At 69.5% G+C, this 12,461-nt stretch carries 15 protein-coding genes; 6 read left to right on the plus strand and 9 right to left on the minus strand.

Annotated elements, in window-relative coordinates:
* Window positions 1-150 precede the first annotated feature (150 nt).
* Together EDC64_RS02740 and EDC64_RS02745 are read right to left on the minus strand one after the other, a co-directional pair.
* Window positions 151-522 carry a DUF2019 domain-containing protein gene (locus tag EDC64_RS02740; protein ID WP_132029594.1) on the minus strand — a complete coding sequence of 124 codons (372 nt, stop codon included), beginning with the start codon at window positions 520-522 and terminating at the stop codon, window positions 151-153.
* Window positions 519-1,289, minus strand: a complete 771-nt coding sequence (locus EDC64_RS02745) for a hypothetical protein (protein WP_132029596.1) — start codon at window positions 1,287-1,289, stop codon at window positions 519-521. The genes EDC64_RS02740 and EDC64_RS02745 overlap by 4 nt, the downstream gene beginning before the upstream one ends.
* Before the next feature lie 592 nt (window positions 1,290-1,881).
* Here EDC64_RS02745 and EDC64_RS02750 point away from each other — a divergent pair.
* On the plus strand, window positions 1,882-2,805 hold the full coding sequence (locus EDC64_RS02750) for a pirin family protein (RefSeq protein WP_132029598.1): 924 nt from the start codon (window positions 1,882-1,884) through the stop codon (window positions 2,803-2,805).
* Window positions 2,806-2,837: 32 nt separating this feature from the next.
* On the opposite strand, the gene clpS is transcribed toward EDC64_RS02750, so the two are convergent.
* The gene (gene clpS / locus EDC64_RS02755; protein ID WP_132029600.1) at window positions 2,838-3,143 is read right to left on the minus strand and encodes an ATP-dependent Clp protease adapter ClpS; all 306 of its coding nucleotides are present in this window, start codon (window positions 3,141-3,143) and stop codon (window positions 2,838-2,840) included.
* A 96-nt stretch (window positions 3,144-3,239) separates the two neighbouring features.
* Between clpS and EDC64_RS02760 the strand changes: the two genes are divergently transcribed.
* Window positions 3,240-3,575, plus strand: a complete 336-nt coding sequence (locus tag EDC64_RS02760; RefSeq protein WP_132029602.1) for a hypothetical protein — start codon at window positions 3,240-3,242, stop codon at window positions 3,573-3,575.
* A gap of 51 nt (window positions 3,576-3,626) precedes the next feature.
* Here EDC64_RS02760 and EDC64_RS02765 read toward each other — a convergent pair whose 3' ends face one another.
* Window positions 3,627-6,188, minus strand: coding sequence for an ABC transporter permease (locus EDC64_RS02765; RefSeq protein ID WP_132029604.1), 2,562 nt, complete (start codon window positions 6,186-6,188; stop codon window positions 3,627-3,629).
* Complete coding sequence (locus tag EDC64_RS02770; protein ID WP_132029606.1) at window positions 6,185-6,895, minus strand: ABC transporter ATP-binding protein; 711 nt, start codon at window positions 6,893-6,895, stop codon at window positions 6,185-6,187. The genes EDC64_RS02765 and EDC64_RS02770 overlap by 4 nt, the downstream gene beginning before the upstream one ends.
* Window positions 6,896-7,004: 109 nt before the next feature.
* On the opposite strand from EDC64_RS02770, the gene EDC64_RS02775 reads away from it, so the two are divergent.
* Entirely contained in the window at window positions 7,005-7,613 is a 609-nt protein-coding gene (locus EDC64_RS02775; RefSeq protein ID WP_132029608.1) for an arylesterase, read from the plus strand.
* Here EDC64_RS02775 and EDC64_RS02780 read toward each other — a convergent pair.
* The gene (locus tag EDC64_RS02780) at window positions 7,607-8,482 is read right to left on the minus strand and encodes a hypothetical protein (protein ID WP_132029610.1); all 876 of its coding nucleotides are present in this window, start codon (window positions 8,480-8,482) and stop codon (window positions 7,607-7,609) included. The two genes, EDC64_RS02775 and EDC64_RS02780, sit on opposite strands and share 7 nt — an antisense overlap.
* A 186-nt stretch (window positions 8,483-8,668) precedes the next feature.
* On the opposite strand from EDC64_RS02780, the gene EDC64_RS02785 reads away from it, so the two are divergent.
* Complete coding sequence (locus EDC64_RS02785) at window positions 8,669-9,451, plus strand: Bax inhibitor-1/YccA family protein (protein WP_132029612.1); 783 nt, start codon at window positions 8,669-8,671, stop codon at window positions 9,449-9,451.
* A 173-nt stretch (window positions 9,452-9,624) separates the two neighbouring features.
* A complete protein-coding gene (locus EDC64_RS02790) occupies window positions 9,625-10,170 on the plus strand; it encodes a GNAT family N-acetyltransferase (protein ID WP_132029614.1) in 546 nt (181 codons plus the stop codon).
* Between the two features lie 9 nt (window positions 10,171-10,179).
* Here the strand turns inward: EDC64_RS02790 and EDC64_RS02795 are convergent, their stop codons facing one another.
* From EDC64_RS02795 to EDC64_RS02805, 3 genes are read right to left on the minus strand one after another with little or no spacing between them, the layout of a single operon-like run.
* The gene (locus EDC64_RS02795) at window positions 10,180-10,605 is read right to left on the minus strand and encodes a lysozyme inhibitor LprI family protein (protein ID WP_245504493.1); all 426 of its coding nucleotides are present in this window, start codon (window positions 10,603-10,605) and stop codon (window positions 10,180-10,182) included.
* Window positions 10,602-11,324: a 7-cyano-7-deazaguanine synthase QueC gene (queC, locus tag EDC64_RS02800; protein WP_132029616.1), complete on the minus strand. Its 723-nt coding sequence runs from the start codon at window positions 11,322-11,324 to the stop codon at window positions 10,602-10,604. The genes EDC64_RS02795 and queC overlap by 4 nt, the downstream gene beginning before the upstream one ends.
* On the minus strand, window positions 11,321-11,602 hold the full coding sequence (locus EDC64_RS02805; protein ID WP_132029618.1) for a BolA family protein: 282 nt from the start codon (window positions 11,600-11,602) through the stop codon (window positions 11,321-11,323). The genes queC and EDC64_RS02805 overlap by 4 nt, the downstream gene beginning before the upstream one ends.
* A 200-nt stretch (window positions 11,603-11,802) precedes the next feature.
* Here EDC64_RS02805 and EDC64_RS02810 point away from each other — a divergent pair, with 200 nt between their 5' ends.
* Window positions 11,803-12,393, plus strand: a complete 591-nt coding sequence (locus tag EDC64_RS02810; protein ID WP_132029620.1) for a J domain-containing protein — start codon at window positions 11,803-11,805, stop codon at window positions 12,391-12,393.
* The last annotated feature ends 68 nt before the right edge of the window (window positions 12,394-12,461 follow it).

A 12,461-nucleotide genomic window follows, 5' to 3' on the forward strand; every position in this document is an offset into this window, starting at 1 on the left:
CGGCGCGCAAGCGGGCGCGTGGCGAATGCAGAGAAGAGGCGGCGTGGAGAGGCGGGCGCTGTTCGAGGCGACGCCTTTGTTTGCGCGGAGAGCAGGCTGTGTCAGCCACCCGTGATGGCGCGCGCAGCCACCGCGTTCGGCGAGACCCGCTTACTCCGGTCGGAACCTCCCCGACCTGAAGGCGGACAGCGTCATCCCGGCATCCAGCGCAAAGGGATACCAACCGCTATCCCTGATCTCCTGCAGGGTACGCTGCGCAGCTTCAGGGGCCACAGCCAGGGTCTCGTTCGCCGCCATAAGGCGGACCTGAATGTTTTCATGCTCAAGCAACGGCAGAAGAACACTCCGGCGATCTCCCGGTCGATCTTTCAGATCCTGAGTCAATTCAACGACGCGCGCACAAATTTTTTTATATACCGAGTTTTTGTTCTTTTCAGCTGCTTCTTTTTGAATTTCTGTTATAGTTCGAAATTCATCGAAAATTTCCGCTTCAGTCATTTGGGAACATTGATTATTTTTCATCGCACCAGAACTCCCATTTCCTGAAGAGCCTCAATTCCGATCCGGACATGGTCGCTCCATGGCTTTCCTTTTAGGAAGTCTCGAGGAACCTCATATTGGGTAATCTTTTGTGGACGCGCGAACCACGCATTGATCTCCCAGTGCCTGAAGGTCGAAATCCGCACCAGATTCGCTTTGCCGTACACGAGGTCCGCCGGAAATCCCTCGCGCGCGCCGGCTGCGCGCTCCACGAGATGGTGGACGTCGGTGCCGCGGGCCGGGACGTCGACGTCCGCACGCAAGGCGTCCAAGGTCTTCGGCGCCGCCAGATAAGCATTTATATAGGGAATATACCGTTCGGCAAACCAGATCGTCGCCTCGAGAAGCACCGTAAAAGCAATGGCAGCCGGGTGAATTCTGAAATATTTCAAGTTCCTGGAGATCCATCGGGCGGCATCCCGCGCCAAAAGATATTTTCGGCTGTCTCCCGCCGGCTCCCGGGGCGGTACCTCGGGCGGCACCTCGGGCGGCGGGTCGAGCGGCGGCCCCTGATTGTGTCCGATGCCCGGCGGCGGCTCCGGCGGCGGCGGGGTGATGAGGATGACGGGACCAGCCGGCGCGTCCGAGGCAGGAACGCGGCGCGGCCAGCCGGCGCCGTCGTCACGCGTCGGCGCGCCGGCATCGTCGCCGTCGGTCCATTGCCCGCCATTTTCATAGCCGCGCGCGACGCGCGGTTGGTTCGGGTCGAACTTCGCCTGCCGCCGGGCAAAGGCCATCAGCTTGAGCATGAAGCGCACGGCGGCGAGGTCGGACCTGCCCGCGCAGCAGCAGTCCGCCACAGCATGAAAATAATCCTACGGACTATATTCCCTTCCTCTCCCGATCCTGCTATGGTGGGCTCACCTCGCACCAAGGAGGGGCGCGTCCGGAGCGGCCTGACGGGTGGTGCGGGGCAGCGGGTGTCCGACGGGACGGGGACAACGCACCCCGTTCAGTTAGAAAGGAGGCCGAAGGGGACTGCGCACCGATCCGGGAGTGGTTCGTCCGGTCCCGATGGGAGAACCGATCACCCACGCGGCGCAGCCGACACGCCATAAATCCCCGCGCGGGAGCGGACGGAGCGCAGGCTCCGACGTCGAAGATTACCCCTGGCATGCCTCGCCGGCGTGCCGACCGCTCCCGCATCCCTCCCCCCCGCCGGGAAACCGGCGGGGCTGGAGGCGCTGGGGGATGGGCGGCCGATGCCTGCGTGTCGAGGCGAGAGCGGCCGCGGCCCCGGCAGGCGCGACAGCCGGCGCGCCGTGGCCTATTCTCCGCACGTCCCGCCTCAGGACGACGCATAAGACGACGCCCCGGGCCCCTGCCACAGGAGACCGCACCATGAGCTGGATGCCGTCCGCCGATCCGATCGCAGGCGATGCGCAATCCTGCGCCGCCCTCGACCTCGTCATCGTGCCGCGCGTGCGCGATCTCGGGGACGGGTTCTCGGTCCGTCGCGCCCTGCCCCACGGCAAGCGCCAGATGGTCGGGCCCTTCATCTTCTTCGACCAGATGGGGCCGGTCCAATTCATGGCCGGCCAGGCGCTCGACGTGCGCCCGCACCCGCATATCGGCCTCGCCACGGTCACCTATCTGTTCGACGGCCGGATCATGCACCGCGACAGCGAAGGCAATGCGCTGGAGATCACCCCCGGCGCCATGAATCTGATGACCGCCGGGCGCGGCATCGCCCATTCCGAGCGCACCCCGCTCGACGCGCGCGCGGCGGGGACCGGGGCGCGCATGTACGGCATCCAGAGCTGGATCGCCCTCCCCGCCGCCTATGAGGAGACCGACCCCTCGTTCCAGCATTTCGCTGCCGCCGACCTGCCGGTGGTGGCCGATCGCGGCGTCACCGCGCGCGTCATCGCCGGCTCCGCCTTCGGCCTGCGGGCGCCGGTCGGCATGCTGTCCGACTGGCTCTATGCCGAGGTGATCCTGGATGCGGGCGCCAGCGCCCCGCTCGACCCCGATACCGAGGAGCGCGCCATCTATGTCGCGGAAGGCGAAATCGAGATTGCCGGCGACCTGTTCGAGGGACCCCGCCTCCTGATCTTCCGCCCCGGCGACCGGATCACGGTGCGCGCCCGGCAGGCGAGCCGGCTCATGTTTCTCGGCGGCACGGCCCTGGAGGGGCCGCGCTATCTCTGGTGGAATTTCGTCTCCTCGCGGCGCGAGCGGATCGAGGAGGCCAAGGAGGCCTGGCGCACCGGCCGCTTCCCCGCCGTGCCCGGAGAGGCGGACTTCATCCCCTTGCCCGACTGACCGCCCGGACCGACCGCCCCACCGGACCCGGCCTATTCCTCCGGCTCGGTGGTGAAGAGCAGGGGATAGCCCTTCGACCGGGCCATGTCGGTGGCGCGGGTCGCCTTGGTCTCGGCGACGTCGCGGGTGAACACCGCGACCACGCAGGCGCCGCGGCGGTGGGCGGTGAGCATGACCTGATGCGCCGCGCCCTCGTCCATGCGGAACTCGGCCTTGAGGATCATCACCACGAAGTCGCGCGGGGTGAAATCGTCGTTGAGCAGGATCACCTTGTGCAGGCGGGGGCGCGCGACCTTGGGAAGCGTGTCGGCGCGCGGCTTCAGGCGTGTCTCGTCCATCGGGGCGCTCCCAAGGATGGCGCTGCGGCGCGAAAATCGGAATGAGGTTATTTTGCCACGCGGACGGCGCGCCGTCCAATGCCGCGGGAGGATCCGATGACGGGACCGATAAAGCCGGAGGGTGCCAGGGAATCCGAGGGAGCCTTGGAGCCCGAGGGAGCCTTGGAGCCGCAGACCGATCCCCGCCCCGCCGCGGGGCCCGGCCGCGTCCGGCCGCGCCCCGTCCGGCTGCGCGCCGCCGCGCTCGGCGCGGGCGCCATGGGCACCGGGGCGACCGGCGCCTTCGCGCTCGGCAGCCTCGCCCTCGGGGCGCTCGCCATCGGTGCCGTCGCAGTCGGCGCGCTCGCGATCGGCCGGCTCGCCGTCGGCCGCGCCCGCATCCGCCGGCTGGAGATCGACGAACTCGTGATCGGCCGCATCCGCCGCCGCTGACCGCGCCGCCGGACCCGGGGTCGATCGGACCGTGCGGGCCCGGCGGGCGCCTCACAGATGGCGCAGCACCCGCACCGGAGGCGCGCTCAGCGCCCGCCAGGTGCCGAGCAGGCCGAAGCCGAGCGTGAAGGCGAGCGCGATCCCCACTGCGCCCAGCGCCGCCGCGGGCGAGAAGGCGAAGCCGATCTCCATCACCCGCGTCACCACCAGATAGGCCGAAAGCGTCCCCGCCCCGACCGCGAACACGGCGGTGGCGAGGCCGAGCCCGGCATATTCCAGCCCATAGGCGCCGATCAGGCGCGCCCGTGTCGCGCCCAGAGTCTTCAGCACCACCGCGTCATAGACCCGGTGCTGGTGGCCGGCCGCCAGCGCCCCGGCGAGCACCAGGACCGAGGTCAGCAGCGTCACCAGGCTGGCGATGCGGATGCCGAGCGAGAGGTCGGCGACGATCTTGTTGGCCTGCTCCAGCGCCTCCTTGACCCGGACCGTCGTGATCGCCGGATAGGCCCGCGCCAGCTCGCGCAGGAGCGCCACCTCGTCATCCGCGCCCGCGCCGTCGGGTGCGGTCAGGGTCGCCAATACGGTGTGCGGCGCCCCGGCGAAGGTGGCGGGGGAAAACACCATGACGAAATTGATGCCGAGCCGCTGCCATTCCACCTCGCGCAGATTGGCGATCCGCGCGGTGATCTCGCGGCCGAGCACATTGACCGTGACGCGGTCGCCGATCGCAAGGCCCAGCCCCTCGGCGAGCTTCTGCTCGAACGAGACCAGCGCCTCGGTCTCCTGCGGCCCCCACCACTCGCCCGCCACCAGCTTCGAGCCCTCCGGCACGGCGTCGGAAAACGAGATGCCGCGATCGCTCTGCAGCACCCAGGCGGCGTCGGCGGACGGCTTGACCTGCTCGGCGGGCACGCCGCCCAGCGCCACGATCCGCCCGCGCAGCATCGGCACCGACTTGTACGCCGCCCCCGGCGCCCGCGCGGCCAGGAAGTCCCGGAACTCCGCCTCCTGCGCCCCGGGCACGTCGACGAAGAAGAAGCTCGGCGCCCGCTCCGCCAGCGAGCCGGAAATCTCATCCGTCAGGCTGCGGTCGATCAAGGCGATGGCGGTCAGGAGCGAGAGGCCGAGGCCGAGCGAGAGCACCACGGTCGGGGTCAGCGCGCCGGGCCGGTGGATATTGGCGAGCGCGAGCCGCGCCATGGTGCTGCGCGGGCGCGGCAGGCGCCGGGCGACCGCCATCAGAAGCAGCGCGACGCCGCGCAGGAGCACGAACACGCCCGCCGCCGCCGCGAGGAAGATCAGGGCCGCCCGCAAATCCTCGGCGGTCAGCGCCGCGACCCCGACCAGAGCCGCGATCGCGAGCCCGCACAAAACGGCATAGATCAGCGGCGGCCGGCGGCGCTCCTCGCCGAGCGCGTCGCGGAACAGCGCCGAGACCGGCGCTTCCTGCGCCCGGGCCAGCGGCCAGAGCGTGAAGGCGAGCGTCACCAGCGCGCCATAGAGCGCCGCCAGGGCGAGCGCCGCCGGGCTCACCTCCGGCGCCAGCGGGAAGGGGATCATCTGCGCCGCCGCGAAGGTGGCGACGAAGGGCAAGGCGGCGCCGAGCACCAGCCCCAGGGCGATGCCGATCGCCGCCAGCAGGCCGACCTGCGTCAGATAGGTGCCGAAGACGGCGCCCCGGGTGGCGCCGAGCGCCTTCAGCGTCGCGATGGTCTCGCGCTTGGCCGAGAGATGGCTTGCCACCGCATTGGCGACGCCGACGCCGCCGACCAGCAGCGCGGTCAGCCCGACCAAAGTGAGATATTGCGCGATGCGGCCGACATTGCGCTCGAGTTGGGGCGAGGCGGCATCGCGCGTGCGCACCTCGAACCCGGCCTCGGGGGCGCCGGCCCGCACGCGCTCCACGAACGCGGCGAGGGCGGGATCGGCGCCATCGTCCAGGCGCACGCGGTAGATCCAGCGGACCAGCGAACCCGGCTGGATCAGCTCGGTCGCCGCCAGCGCGTCCTGCCCGATCATCAGGCGCGGCCCAAAGCCGACGCCGGCCGAGAGCCGGTCCGGCTCCGCGGTCACTTCGCCGCGAATGACCAGCGTCGCCGCCCCCACGGCGACCCGGTCGCCGACCTTCACGCCGAGCCGGCCGAGCAGCGTCGCGTCGGCGAGCGCCCCGAACGCGCCGTCGCGCGCCGCGAGCAGATCGGCCACCGGCTCCGCCGGCCGGGTTTCGAGCGTGCCGACCAACGGATAGGCGCCGTCCACCGCCTTTAGCTCCACGAGGGTCGCTTCGCCGGTTTCCGCGCGCGCCATCGCCCGCAGTGACGCGACGCGCGACACCGGGCCGCCGGCCGCGAGCAGCGCAAGCTCCTCGGGACTCGCTTCACGCTGGATCAAAGTGAAGGCGGCATCACCGCCGAGAATGGTCCGCCCCTCGCGCGCCAGCCCCTCGGTCAAGGCGCGGGCGAACGAGCCCACGCCGGCAATCGACATCACCCCCAGCGTCAGGCAGGCGAGAAAGACGAAGAAGCCGCGCCGCGCGCCGCGCAATTCGCGCAGGGCGAACCGCAGCGCGAGCGGCAGGCGGGCGGCAGGCGCCACGTGCGGGGGGGCCGTCATGCCACGACCGAGGCGCGGGCCTCGTCGGCCTCGATGCGGCCCGAGCGCAGCCGCACCACCCGGCCGCAGCGCGCGGCGAGACCGGCATCGTGGGTCACGAGGACGAGCGTCGTGCCGCGTGTGCGGTGGGCGGCGAAGATGAGATCCATGATCTGGCGCCCCGTCGCCTCGTCGAGATTGCCGGTCGGCTCATCCGCGACCAGGATCGCCGGCTCCGGCGCCAGAGCCCGCGCCACCGCGACGCGCTGCTGCTCGCCCCCCGAAAGCTGGGAGGGATAATGCGACAGCCGTCCCCCGAGCCCCACCGCCTCGAGCTCGGCCGCCGCCCGGGCGAAGGCGTCGGTCCGTCCGGACAATTCGAGCGGCACCGCGACGTTCTCGAGCGCGGTCATGGTGGGAATGAGGTGGAAGGATTGGAAGACGATCCCCACATTGCGTCCACGGAACCTGGCGAGGGCGTCCTCGTTGAGGCCGGTCAGCTCGGTTCCCGCCACCGTCACCGTCCCTCCATCCGCCCGCTCCAGACCCGCCATGACCATCAGCAATGTCGACTTTCCCGACCCGGACGGCCCGACGAGCCCCACCGTCTCGCCGGCCCTGATGGCGAGCGACAAGCGCTTCAGCACGTGGACCCGCGCCGCCCCCGCGCCCAGGGAGAGATCGATCGCGTCGAGCGCGATGGCCGAGGGAACAGAAAGGACAGTCATGAGATCAGGAACCGGAAGCTGGCGGAAGGTTTTAAGGTGCGCCGGCTTATACGCGGCGTCTGCCCCATATGGCGCGGGCCACCGCCTCCGAAAAGGGTTGCTCCTGCTTATGGCCATGTTCACGATCGCGTCAGGCCCGGCGGCGGCCGCGCCGGTGCGGCTGGTGGCGTTCGGCGACAGCCTCACCGCCGGATACAATCTCCCCACTGCGTCCGGCTTTGCCGCAAAGCTCGAAGCTGCCCTGAAGGCGAAGGGCTACGACGTCACGGTCGTCAATGCCGGCGTGTCGGGTGATACCACCGCGGCCGCCCTGGCGCGGTTCGACTGGAGCATCCCCAAGGATGCCGACGCGGTGATCGTCGAACTCGGCGCCAACGACATGCTGCGCGGCCTCGACCCGGACATTCCGCTGAAGAACCTGACGGAGATCCTCACCCGCCTGAAGGCGCGCGACGTTCCGGTCCTGCTTGCCGGAATGCGGGCCGCGCCGAATTTCGGCGTGGACTATCAGCGGCGCTTCGACGCGCTCTATCCCCAGCTCGCCGCCGAGTTCGGCGTGCCGCTCTATCCCTTCTTCCTGGAGGGGGTGGCCGGCAATCGCGGACTGAACCAGCGGGACGGGCTGCATCCGACGGCCGCGGGCGTCGACCGGATCGTCGCCGGCATTCTGCCCTATGTCGAGCGGCTGGTCGCCTCGGCGCGCGCCGCCGCTCAATAACGCACCAGCAGCGCCCCCACGAGGCCGGTTTCCTCAAGCGCGTTGCGGGCGTGCCAGGTGGTCACCAGACACAGCATCACCGACAGCTGGGGGCTGATCTCCACCATGCCCCCGGCCTGGACCTTGTAATAGGCATAGGACGTGGCGAAGGGATCGGCGTCGCCAGCGCCTTCCGAAATCACGTTGAAGGATTGCAGCAGCGCCAGCCAGCCCGGCACGATCTCGACCCCGAGTGTCGCATCGAAACGCACTTCGTCCGGCGCCGCGCCGAACCGGAAGCGCTGGGCGAGTTCCAGATCGACGAAGCTCGGCAGGCCCACAAGGTCGAAACTCAGGCCAGCGAGCAGCCGGGCGTCAAACTCGGCATCGACATAGCCGATCGCGGCCCGGCCTTCGCCGGGCTTTGCACCCGGCACGCGCAGGATCCCTTGGGCCGAGACGACCCAGCCGCCGTCGTTCCAGGACCCGTGCGCGAGGCGCAGCCGCGCTCCGATATCGGTATAGCCGGACCCGGAATAGCGGGCGGCCGGCGCGTCGACCGCCCGCCCCACGTCGACCTGAAGCAGTTCCGGCGCGAACAGGAGGGTCAGCCAGTCGGTCGCGCCGTATTCCAGGAAAAGCTGGGTGGTGACCTTGTCGTAGGCCGGCGCCGAAAGGCGCTCGCCATCGGACTCGAAAGCCGCGTCCGACCAGGTTGCCGTGGTCTGGAGAAAGGCCGCGCCGGCGGATTCCTCCTGCGTCCAAGCGCCGCTTCGCGCGGCCTCGGGCGGGCTGGCGCACACGGCCACCGCCGCCATTGCCCGGGCGAACTGGACCAGCCGCCGCAATCCAGGCCGCACCCGCGGCGCATCTCCGAAGCGCCCCCGCATGCCGGTTGTCCCCGCGCGAACCGCAACCAGACCACCATGCCAGCGTGCATTCGTCCAGTCCCGCCGGTGTGACGTTACGGAAATTTCATAGCGGGAAGCCTTGCTCCGCTTGTGGGAAACGCCCATATTTGCTGCGACCGAGCCTGGGCGGCGTATGCCTGACCGCTCGGGGAATGGAGAGACACGATGTCCAACTTTGACCGCAACGTCGCCGGCCGGTTCGGAACGACGGCGACGCGTTCACAGGCCGCGATCGACCAGGGTCTGCGGTCTTATATGCTCAGCGTGTACAATTATATGGCGCTCGGCCTGGCGATCACGGGTCTGGCCGCGCTGGGCGTCTTCATGATGTCCGTCAGCGCGACGCCGACCGAATGGCAGATCGCGGGCGGCCAGTATCTGACGCAGTTCGGCTACACCCTGTTCGTCAGCCCGGTGAAATGGGTCGTGATGCTTGCGCCGCTCGCCGCGGTGTTCTTCCTGAGCTTCCGCATCCAGAGCATGAGCGTGGGCGCGGCGCAGGCGACCTTCTGGGTCTATGCGGCGATGGTCGGCGTCTCGCTGGCGACCATCTTCCTGGTCTACACGCACGAGAGCATCGTCCGGGTGTTCTTCATCACGGCCGCCTCGTTCGGCGCGCTGAGCCTGTGGGGCTACACCACCAAGCGGGACCTGTCCGGGATGGGCTCGTTCCTGATGATGGGCCTGTTCGGCATCATCATCGCCTCGGTGGTGAACATCTTCCTCGGCTCGACGATGCTGCAGTTCATCGTCTCCGTGGTCGGCGTCCTGGTGTTCGCGGGCCTCACCGCCTACGACACGCAGCGCATCAAGGAGATGTATTTCGAGGGCGACGATGCCGCCGTCATGGGCAAGAAGGCCATCATGGGTGCGCTCGCGCTCTATCTGGACTTCATCAACCTGTTCATGATGCTCCTGCAGCTGTTCGGCAACCGCAACAGCAACTGATCCCTCGGCCCCGCCGAGACCCAGGGCCCCGGCACGCGCCGGGGCCTTTTTCATGGGCTCTTGCCGAGGCGGGAGCCTTTCGGCATGGAGACGGCATCGTCCTCGATCCCGGCGACGGGCGGCGGCTCCCGGAGCGCCGCCGACATCTGCGCCTCCGGAACCTCGGCCCATTCATGCTGATCCGCCCCGCCCTCCCCGACGACATTCCCGCCATCGCCGCCATCTATGGCGAGGCCGTACGCACCGGCACCGCCTCGTTCGAGCTGGAGGCCCCTGACGACGCCGAGATGCGCCGGCGGTTCGCCGCCATCACCGGCGCCGGCTATCCCTATCTCGCAGCGGTCGATCCGGCCGGCGGCCCCCTGCTCGGCTATGCCTATGCGAGCGCCTTCCGGCCCCGCATCGCCTATCGTTTCACCGTCGAGAATTCGGTCTATGTGGCGCCCGCCGCGCAGGGGCGCGGCGTCGGGCGCGCGCTGATGGTGGCGCTCATCGCGGCGTGCGAGACCGCCGGCTTCCGGCAGATGGTGGCGATCATCGGCGGCAGCGACAATCTGGGATCGATCGCCCTGCACCGCGCCCTGGGCTTCGCCGATATCGGGGTGATGCCGGCCACCGGCTTCAAGTTCGGCCGCTGGCTGGACACCGTCGTCATGCAGCGGGCGCTCGGCCCGGGCGCAGGGACGCTGCCGCCCGAGGTGCCGGGGGCGCTTCGATAAACCTTGCCCTCAATAGGGTCCGCGGGCCGCGATGTCGTCGAGCACCGCGCGAAGTGCCGCGATGCGGGCCCGATAGGCCGCGGTCAGACACGGCGCCGCCGCCCCGCAGGCCGCCCGTGCGCGCAGAAAAGCGCGCTGTTCGTCCTGAAGGTCGCCGCGGCGGCCCATCCCCACCAGCCGGGTCACCACGCCGTAGAGCGTCGCCATCTCCACGTCGAGATCGTCGAGGGTGCGGTCGCCGCACACGGCCGCCTCGTCCGGTGCGTGAGCCGCCGCACAGTCGAAACTGGCCGCGCGCACCGGGCTGTCAAACCCGCGCGGCGACAGCGTGGCCAGGATGGCGGCGCTCAGGAGCACCAGAGCGAAGCGGACACGGGTGCCGTGCACGAGCGCGCGACGGGTGCCGGCAGAGCGCAGGCCGCCTGCCCCGCTCATGCCGCGTCTCCCTTCGCGGCGTGGAAGCGCGCAAACCCGTCGGCCCGCAGCCGGCAGGCCGGGCACGTGCCGCAGCCATAGCCCCAATCGTGCCGCGCGCCGCGCTCGCCGAGATAGCAGGTGTGGGTGTCCTCGATGACGATCTCCACCAGCGGCGCGCCCCCCAGCGTCTCGGCGAGCGCCCAGGTCTGCGCTTTGTCGATCCACATCAGCGGGGTATGCAGCACGAAGCGCTTCTCCATGCCGAGATTGAGCGCCACCTGGAGCGCCTTGATCGTGTCGTCGCGGCAATCGGGGTAGCCGGAATAATCCGTCTCGCACATGCCGCCGACGATGTGGCGCAGGCCGCGCCGATAGGCGAGCGCGGCCGCGAAGGTGAGGAAAATGATGTTCCGGCCCGGCACGAAGGTGTTGGGCAGACCGCCCTCGGCCATCTCGATCTCGACGTTGCGGGTCAGCGCCGTGTCCGACACCTTGCTCAATGCGGTCAGGGAGAGGGTGTGGTCCTCGCCGAGCTGGCGCGCCCAGCGGCCCTTCAGCCGGGTCAGCGCCTGACGCAGCACGCCGCGCCGCTCCAATTCCACCCGGTGGCGCTGGCCGTAATCGAAGCCGACCGTCTCCACCCGCGCGAACCGTTCCAACGCCCAGGCGAGACAGGTGGTCGAATCCTGACCGCCCGAAAACAGCACCAGGGCGCCGTCATCGCCGGGTTCGCTCATTCGCCGGGCGCCTTGGCCTCGATCGCGAGGGCGTGCAGGCCCTGCGCCATTTCGCCCGACAGAAGCGCGTTCACCAGCCGGTGCCGGTCGACCCGGCTTTTGCCCCGGAATGCCTCCGCCACCGCCCGGACGCGCAGATGGGTGATCCCGCCATCGGCGCGGGAGGTCGCGCCGGCATGGCCGGCATGGTGCGCGCTTTCGTCCTCGACCTCTAGGGCCAGCGGGGTCAGGCCCTTCGAGAGGGTCGCGCGGATGCGGGCGAGATCGAGATCGGACATGGCTCTACCGGTACCGCCGCGGCGCGGCGCCCGTCAATGGAGACGCTGCGGCGTCGATGCGCAGGGAGGATGAAATTGTCGGCGCGAGCGCCTATATAGGCAGTCGCAGGCATGCGCGGGTGCCGCGGCGGGCGAGGCGGCAACACCGTCTGGCTCCGACATTTCTTGCCGCGCCGCGGCACGGCCTTCATAATCGCACGATGAAAATCGACTCCCCTCTGTTCGACCGGATCCGGGTGAAGCCGGCGGCCGATCGCCTGCGTCAGACCGCGTGCCCGAATTGCCAATGGCCGGGCTGCGATCGCGACGGCACGCACCGTGCGCCCAAAGGGCGGCATGCGGAGGGCGAGTATTTCACCTACTGCCTCGATCACGTCCGGCTCTACAACCAGTCCTACAATTATTTCGCCGGCATGAGCGACGACGCCGTCTATGCCTATCAGAAGGACGCGCTGACCGGGCATCGCCCGACCTGGCGCATGGGCATGCGCGGCGCGGGCGATCCTGGGGCCGGACCGTTGCGCGACCCCTTCGGCTTCTCCGAAGAGCTGGGCGCGGCGCAGGGCTTCGAGCCGCAGCCGGAAAGCCGGGCGATCCGCGCCACCGAGCGGCGGGCTCTGGAGATGCTCGGCCTGGAACTTTCCGCCAACGCCGTGGAAATCAAGGCGAAGTTCAAGGAGCTCGTGAAGCGGCACCACCCCGACGCCAATGGCGGCGACCGGTCCGCCGAAGAGCGGCTGAAGAACGTGATTCAGGCCTACAACACCTTGAAGCAGGCCGGGTTCTGCTGATGGCGGACGGTTCCGCGGAGTCGGCCGCCCAGCAGTTTTTGCACACGCGGAAAACCTTTAAGGTGCCG

Source organism: Aquabacter spiritensis, assembly GCF_004346185.1.
In the GTDB taxonomy this organism is placed as follows: Bacteria; Pseudomonadota; Alphaproteobacteria; order Rhizobiales; family Xanthobacteraceae; genus Aquabacter; species Aquabacter spiritensis.

Excerpts from the sequence above, each read along its gene's own strand:
- EDC64_RS02740 (WP_132029594.1), bottom strand. The coding sequence starts at position 522 with ATGAAAAATAATCAATGTTCCCAAATGACTGAAGCGGAAATTTTCGAT.
- EDC64_RS02745 (WP_132029596.1), bottom strand. The coding sequence starts at position 1,289 with ATGCTCAAGCTGATGGCCTTTGCCCGGCGGCAGGCGAAGTTCGACCCG.
- EDC64_RS02750 (WP_132029598.1), top strand. The coding sequence starts at position 1,882 with ATGAGCTGGATGCCGTCCGCCGATCCGATCGCAGGCGATGCGCAATCC.
- clpS (WP_132029600.1), bottom strand. The coding sequence starts at position 3,143 with ATGGACGAGACACGCCTGAAGCCGCGCGCCGACACGCTTCCCAAGGTC.
- EDC64_RS02760 (WP_132029602.1), top strand. The coding sequence starts at position 3,240 with ATGACGGGACCGATAAAGCCGGAGGGTGCCAGGGAATCCGAGGGAGCC.
- EDC64_RS02765 (WP_132029604.1), bottom strand. The coding sequence starts at position 6,188 with ATGACGGCCCCCCCGCACGTGGCGCCTGCCGCCCGCCTGCCGCTCGCG.
- EDC64_RS02770 (WP_132029606.1), bottom strand. The coding sequence starts at position 6,895 with ATGACTGTCCTTTCTGTTCCCTCGGCCATCGCGCTCGACGCGATCGAT.
- EDC64_RS02775 (WP_132029608.1), top strand. The coding sequence starts at position 7,005 with ATGGCCATGTTCACGATCGCGTCAGGCCCGGCGGCGGCCGCGCCGGTG.
- EDC64_RS02780 (WP_132029610.1), bottom strand. The coding sequence starts at position 8,482 with ATGCGGGGGCGCTTCGGAGATGCGCCGCGGGTGCGGCCTGGATTGCGG.
- EDC64_RS02785 (WP_132029612.1), top strand. The coding sequence starts at position 8,669 with ATGTCCAACTTTGACCGCAACGTCGCCGGCCGGTTCGGAACGACGGCG.
- EDC64_RS02790 (WP_132029614.1), top strand. The coding sequence starts at position 9,625 with ATGCTGATCCGCCCCGCCCTCCCCGACGACATTCCCGCCATCGCCGCC.
- EDC64_RS02795 (WP_245504493.1), bottom strand. The coding sequence starts at position 10,605 with ATGAGCGGGGCAGGCGGCCTGCGCTCTGCCGGCACCCGTCGCGCGCTC.
- queC (WP_132029616.1), bottom strand. The coding sequence starts at position 11,324 with ATGAGCGAACCCGGCGATGACGGCGCCCTGGTGCTGTTTTCGGGCGGT.
- EDC64_RS02805 (WP_132029618.1), bottom strand. The coding sequence starts at position 11,602 with ATGTCCGATCTCGATCTCGCCCGCATCCGCGCGACCCTCTCGAAGGGC.
- EDC64_RS02810 (WP_132029620.1), top strand. The coding sequence starts at position 11,803 with ATGAAAATCGACTCCCCTCTGTTCGACCGGATCCGGGTGAAGCCGGCG.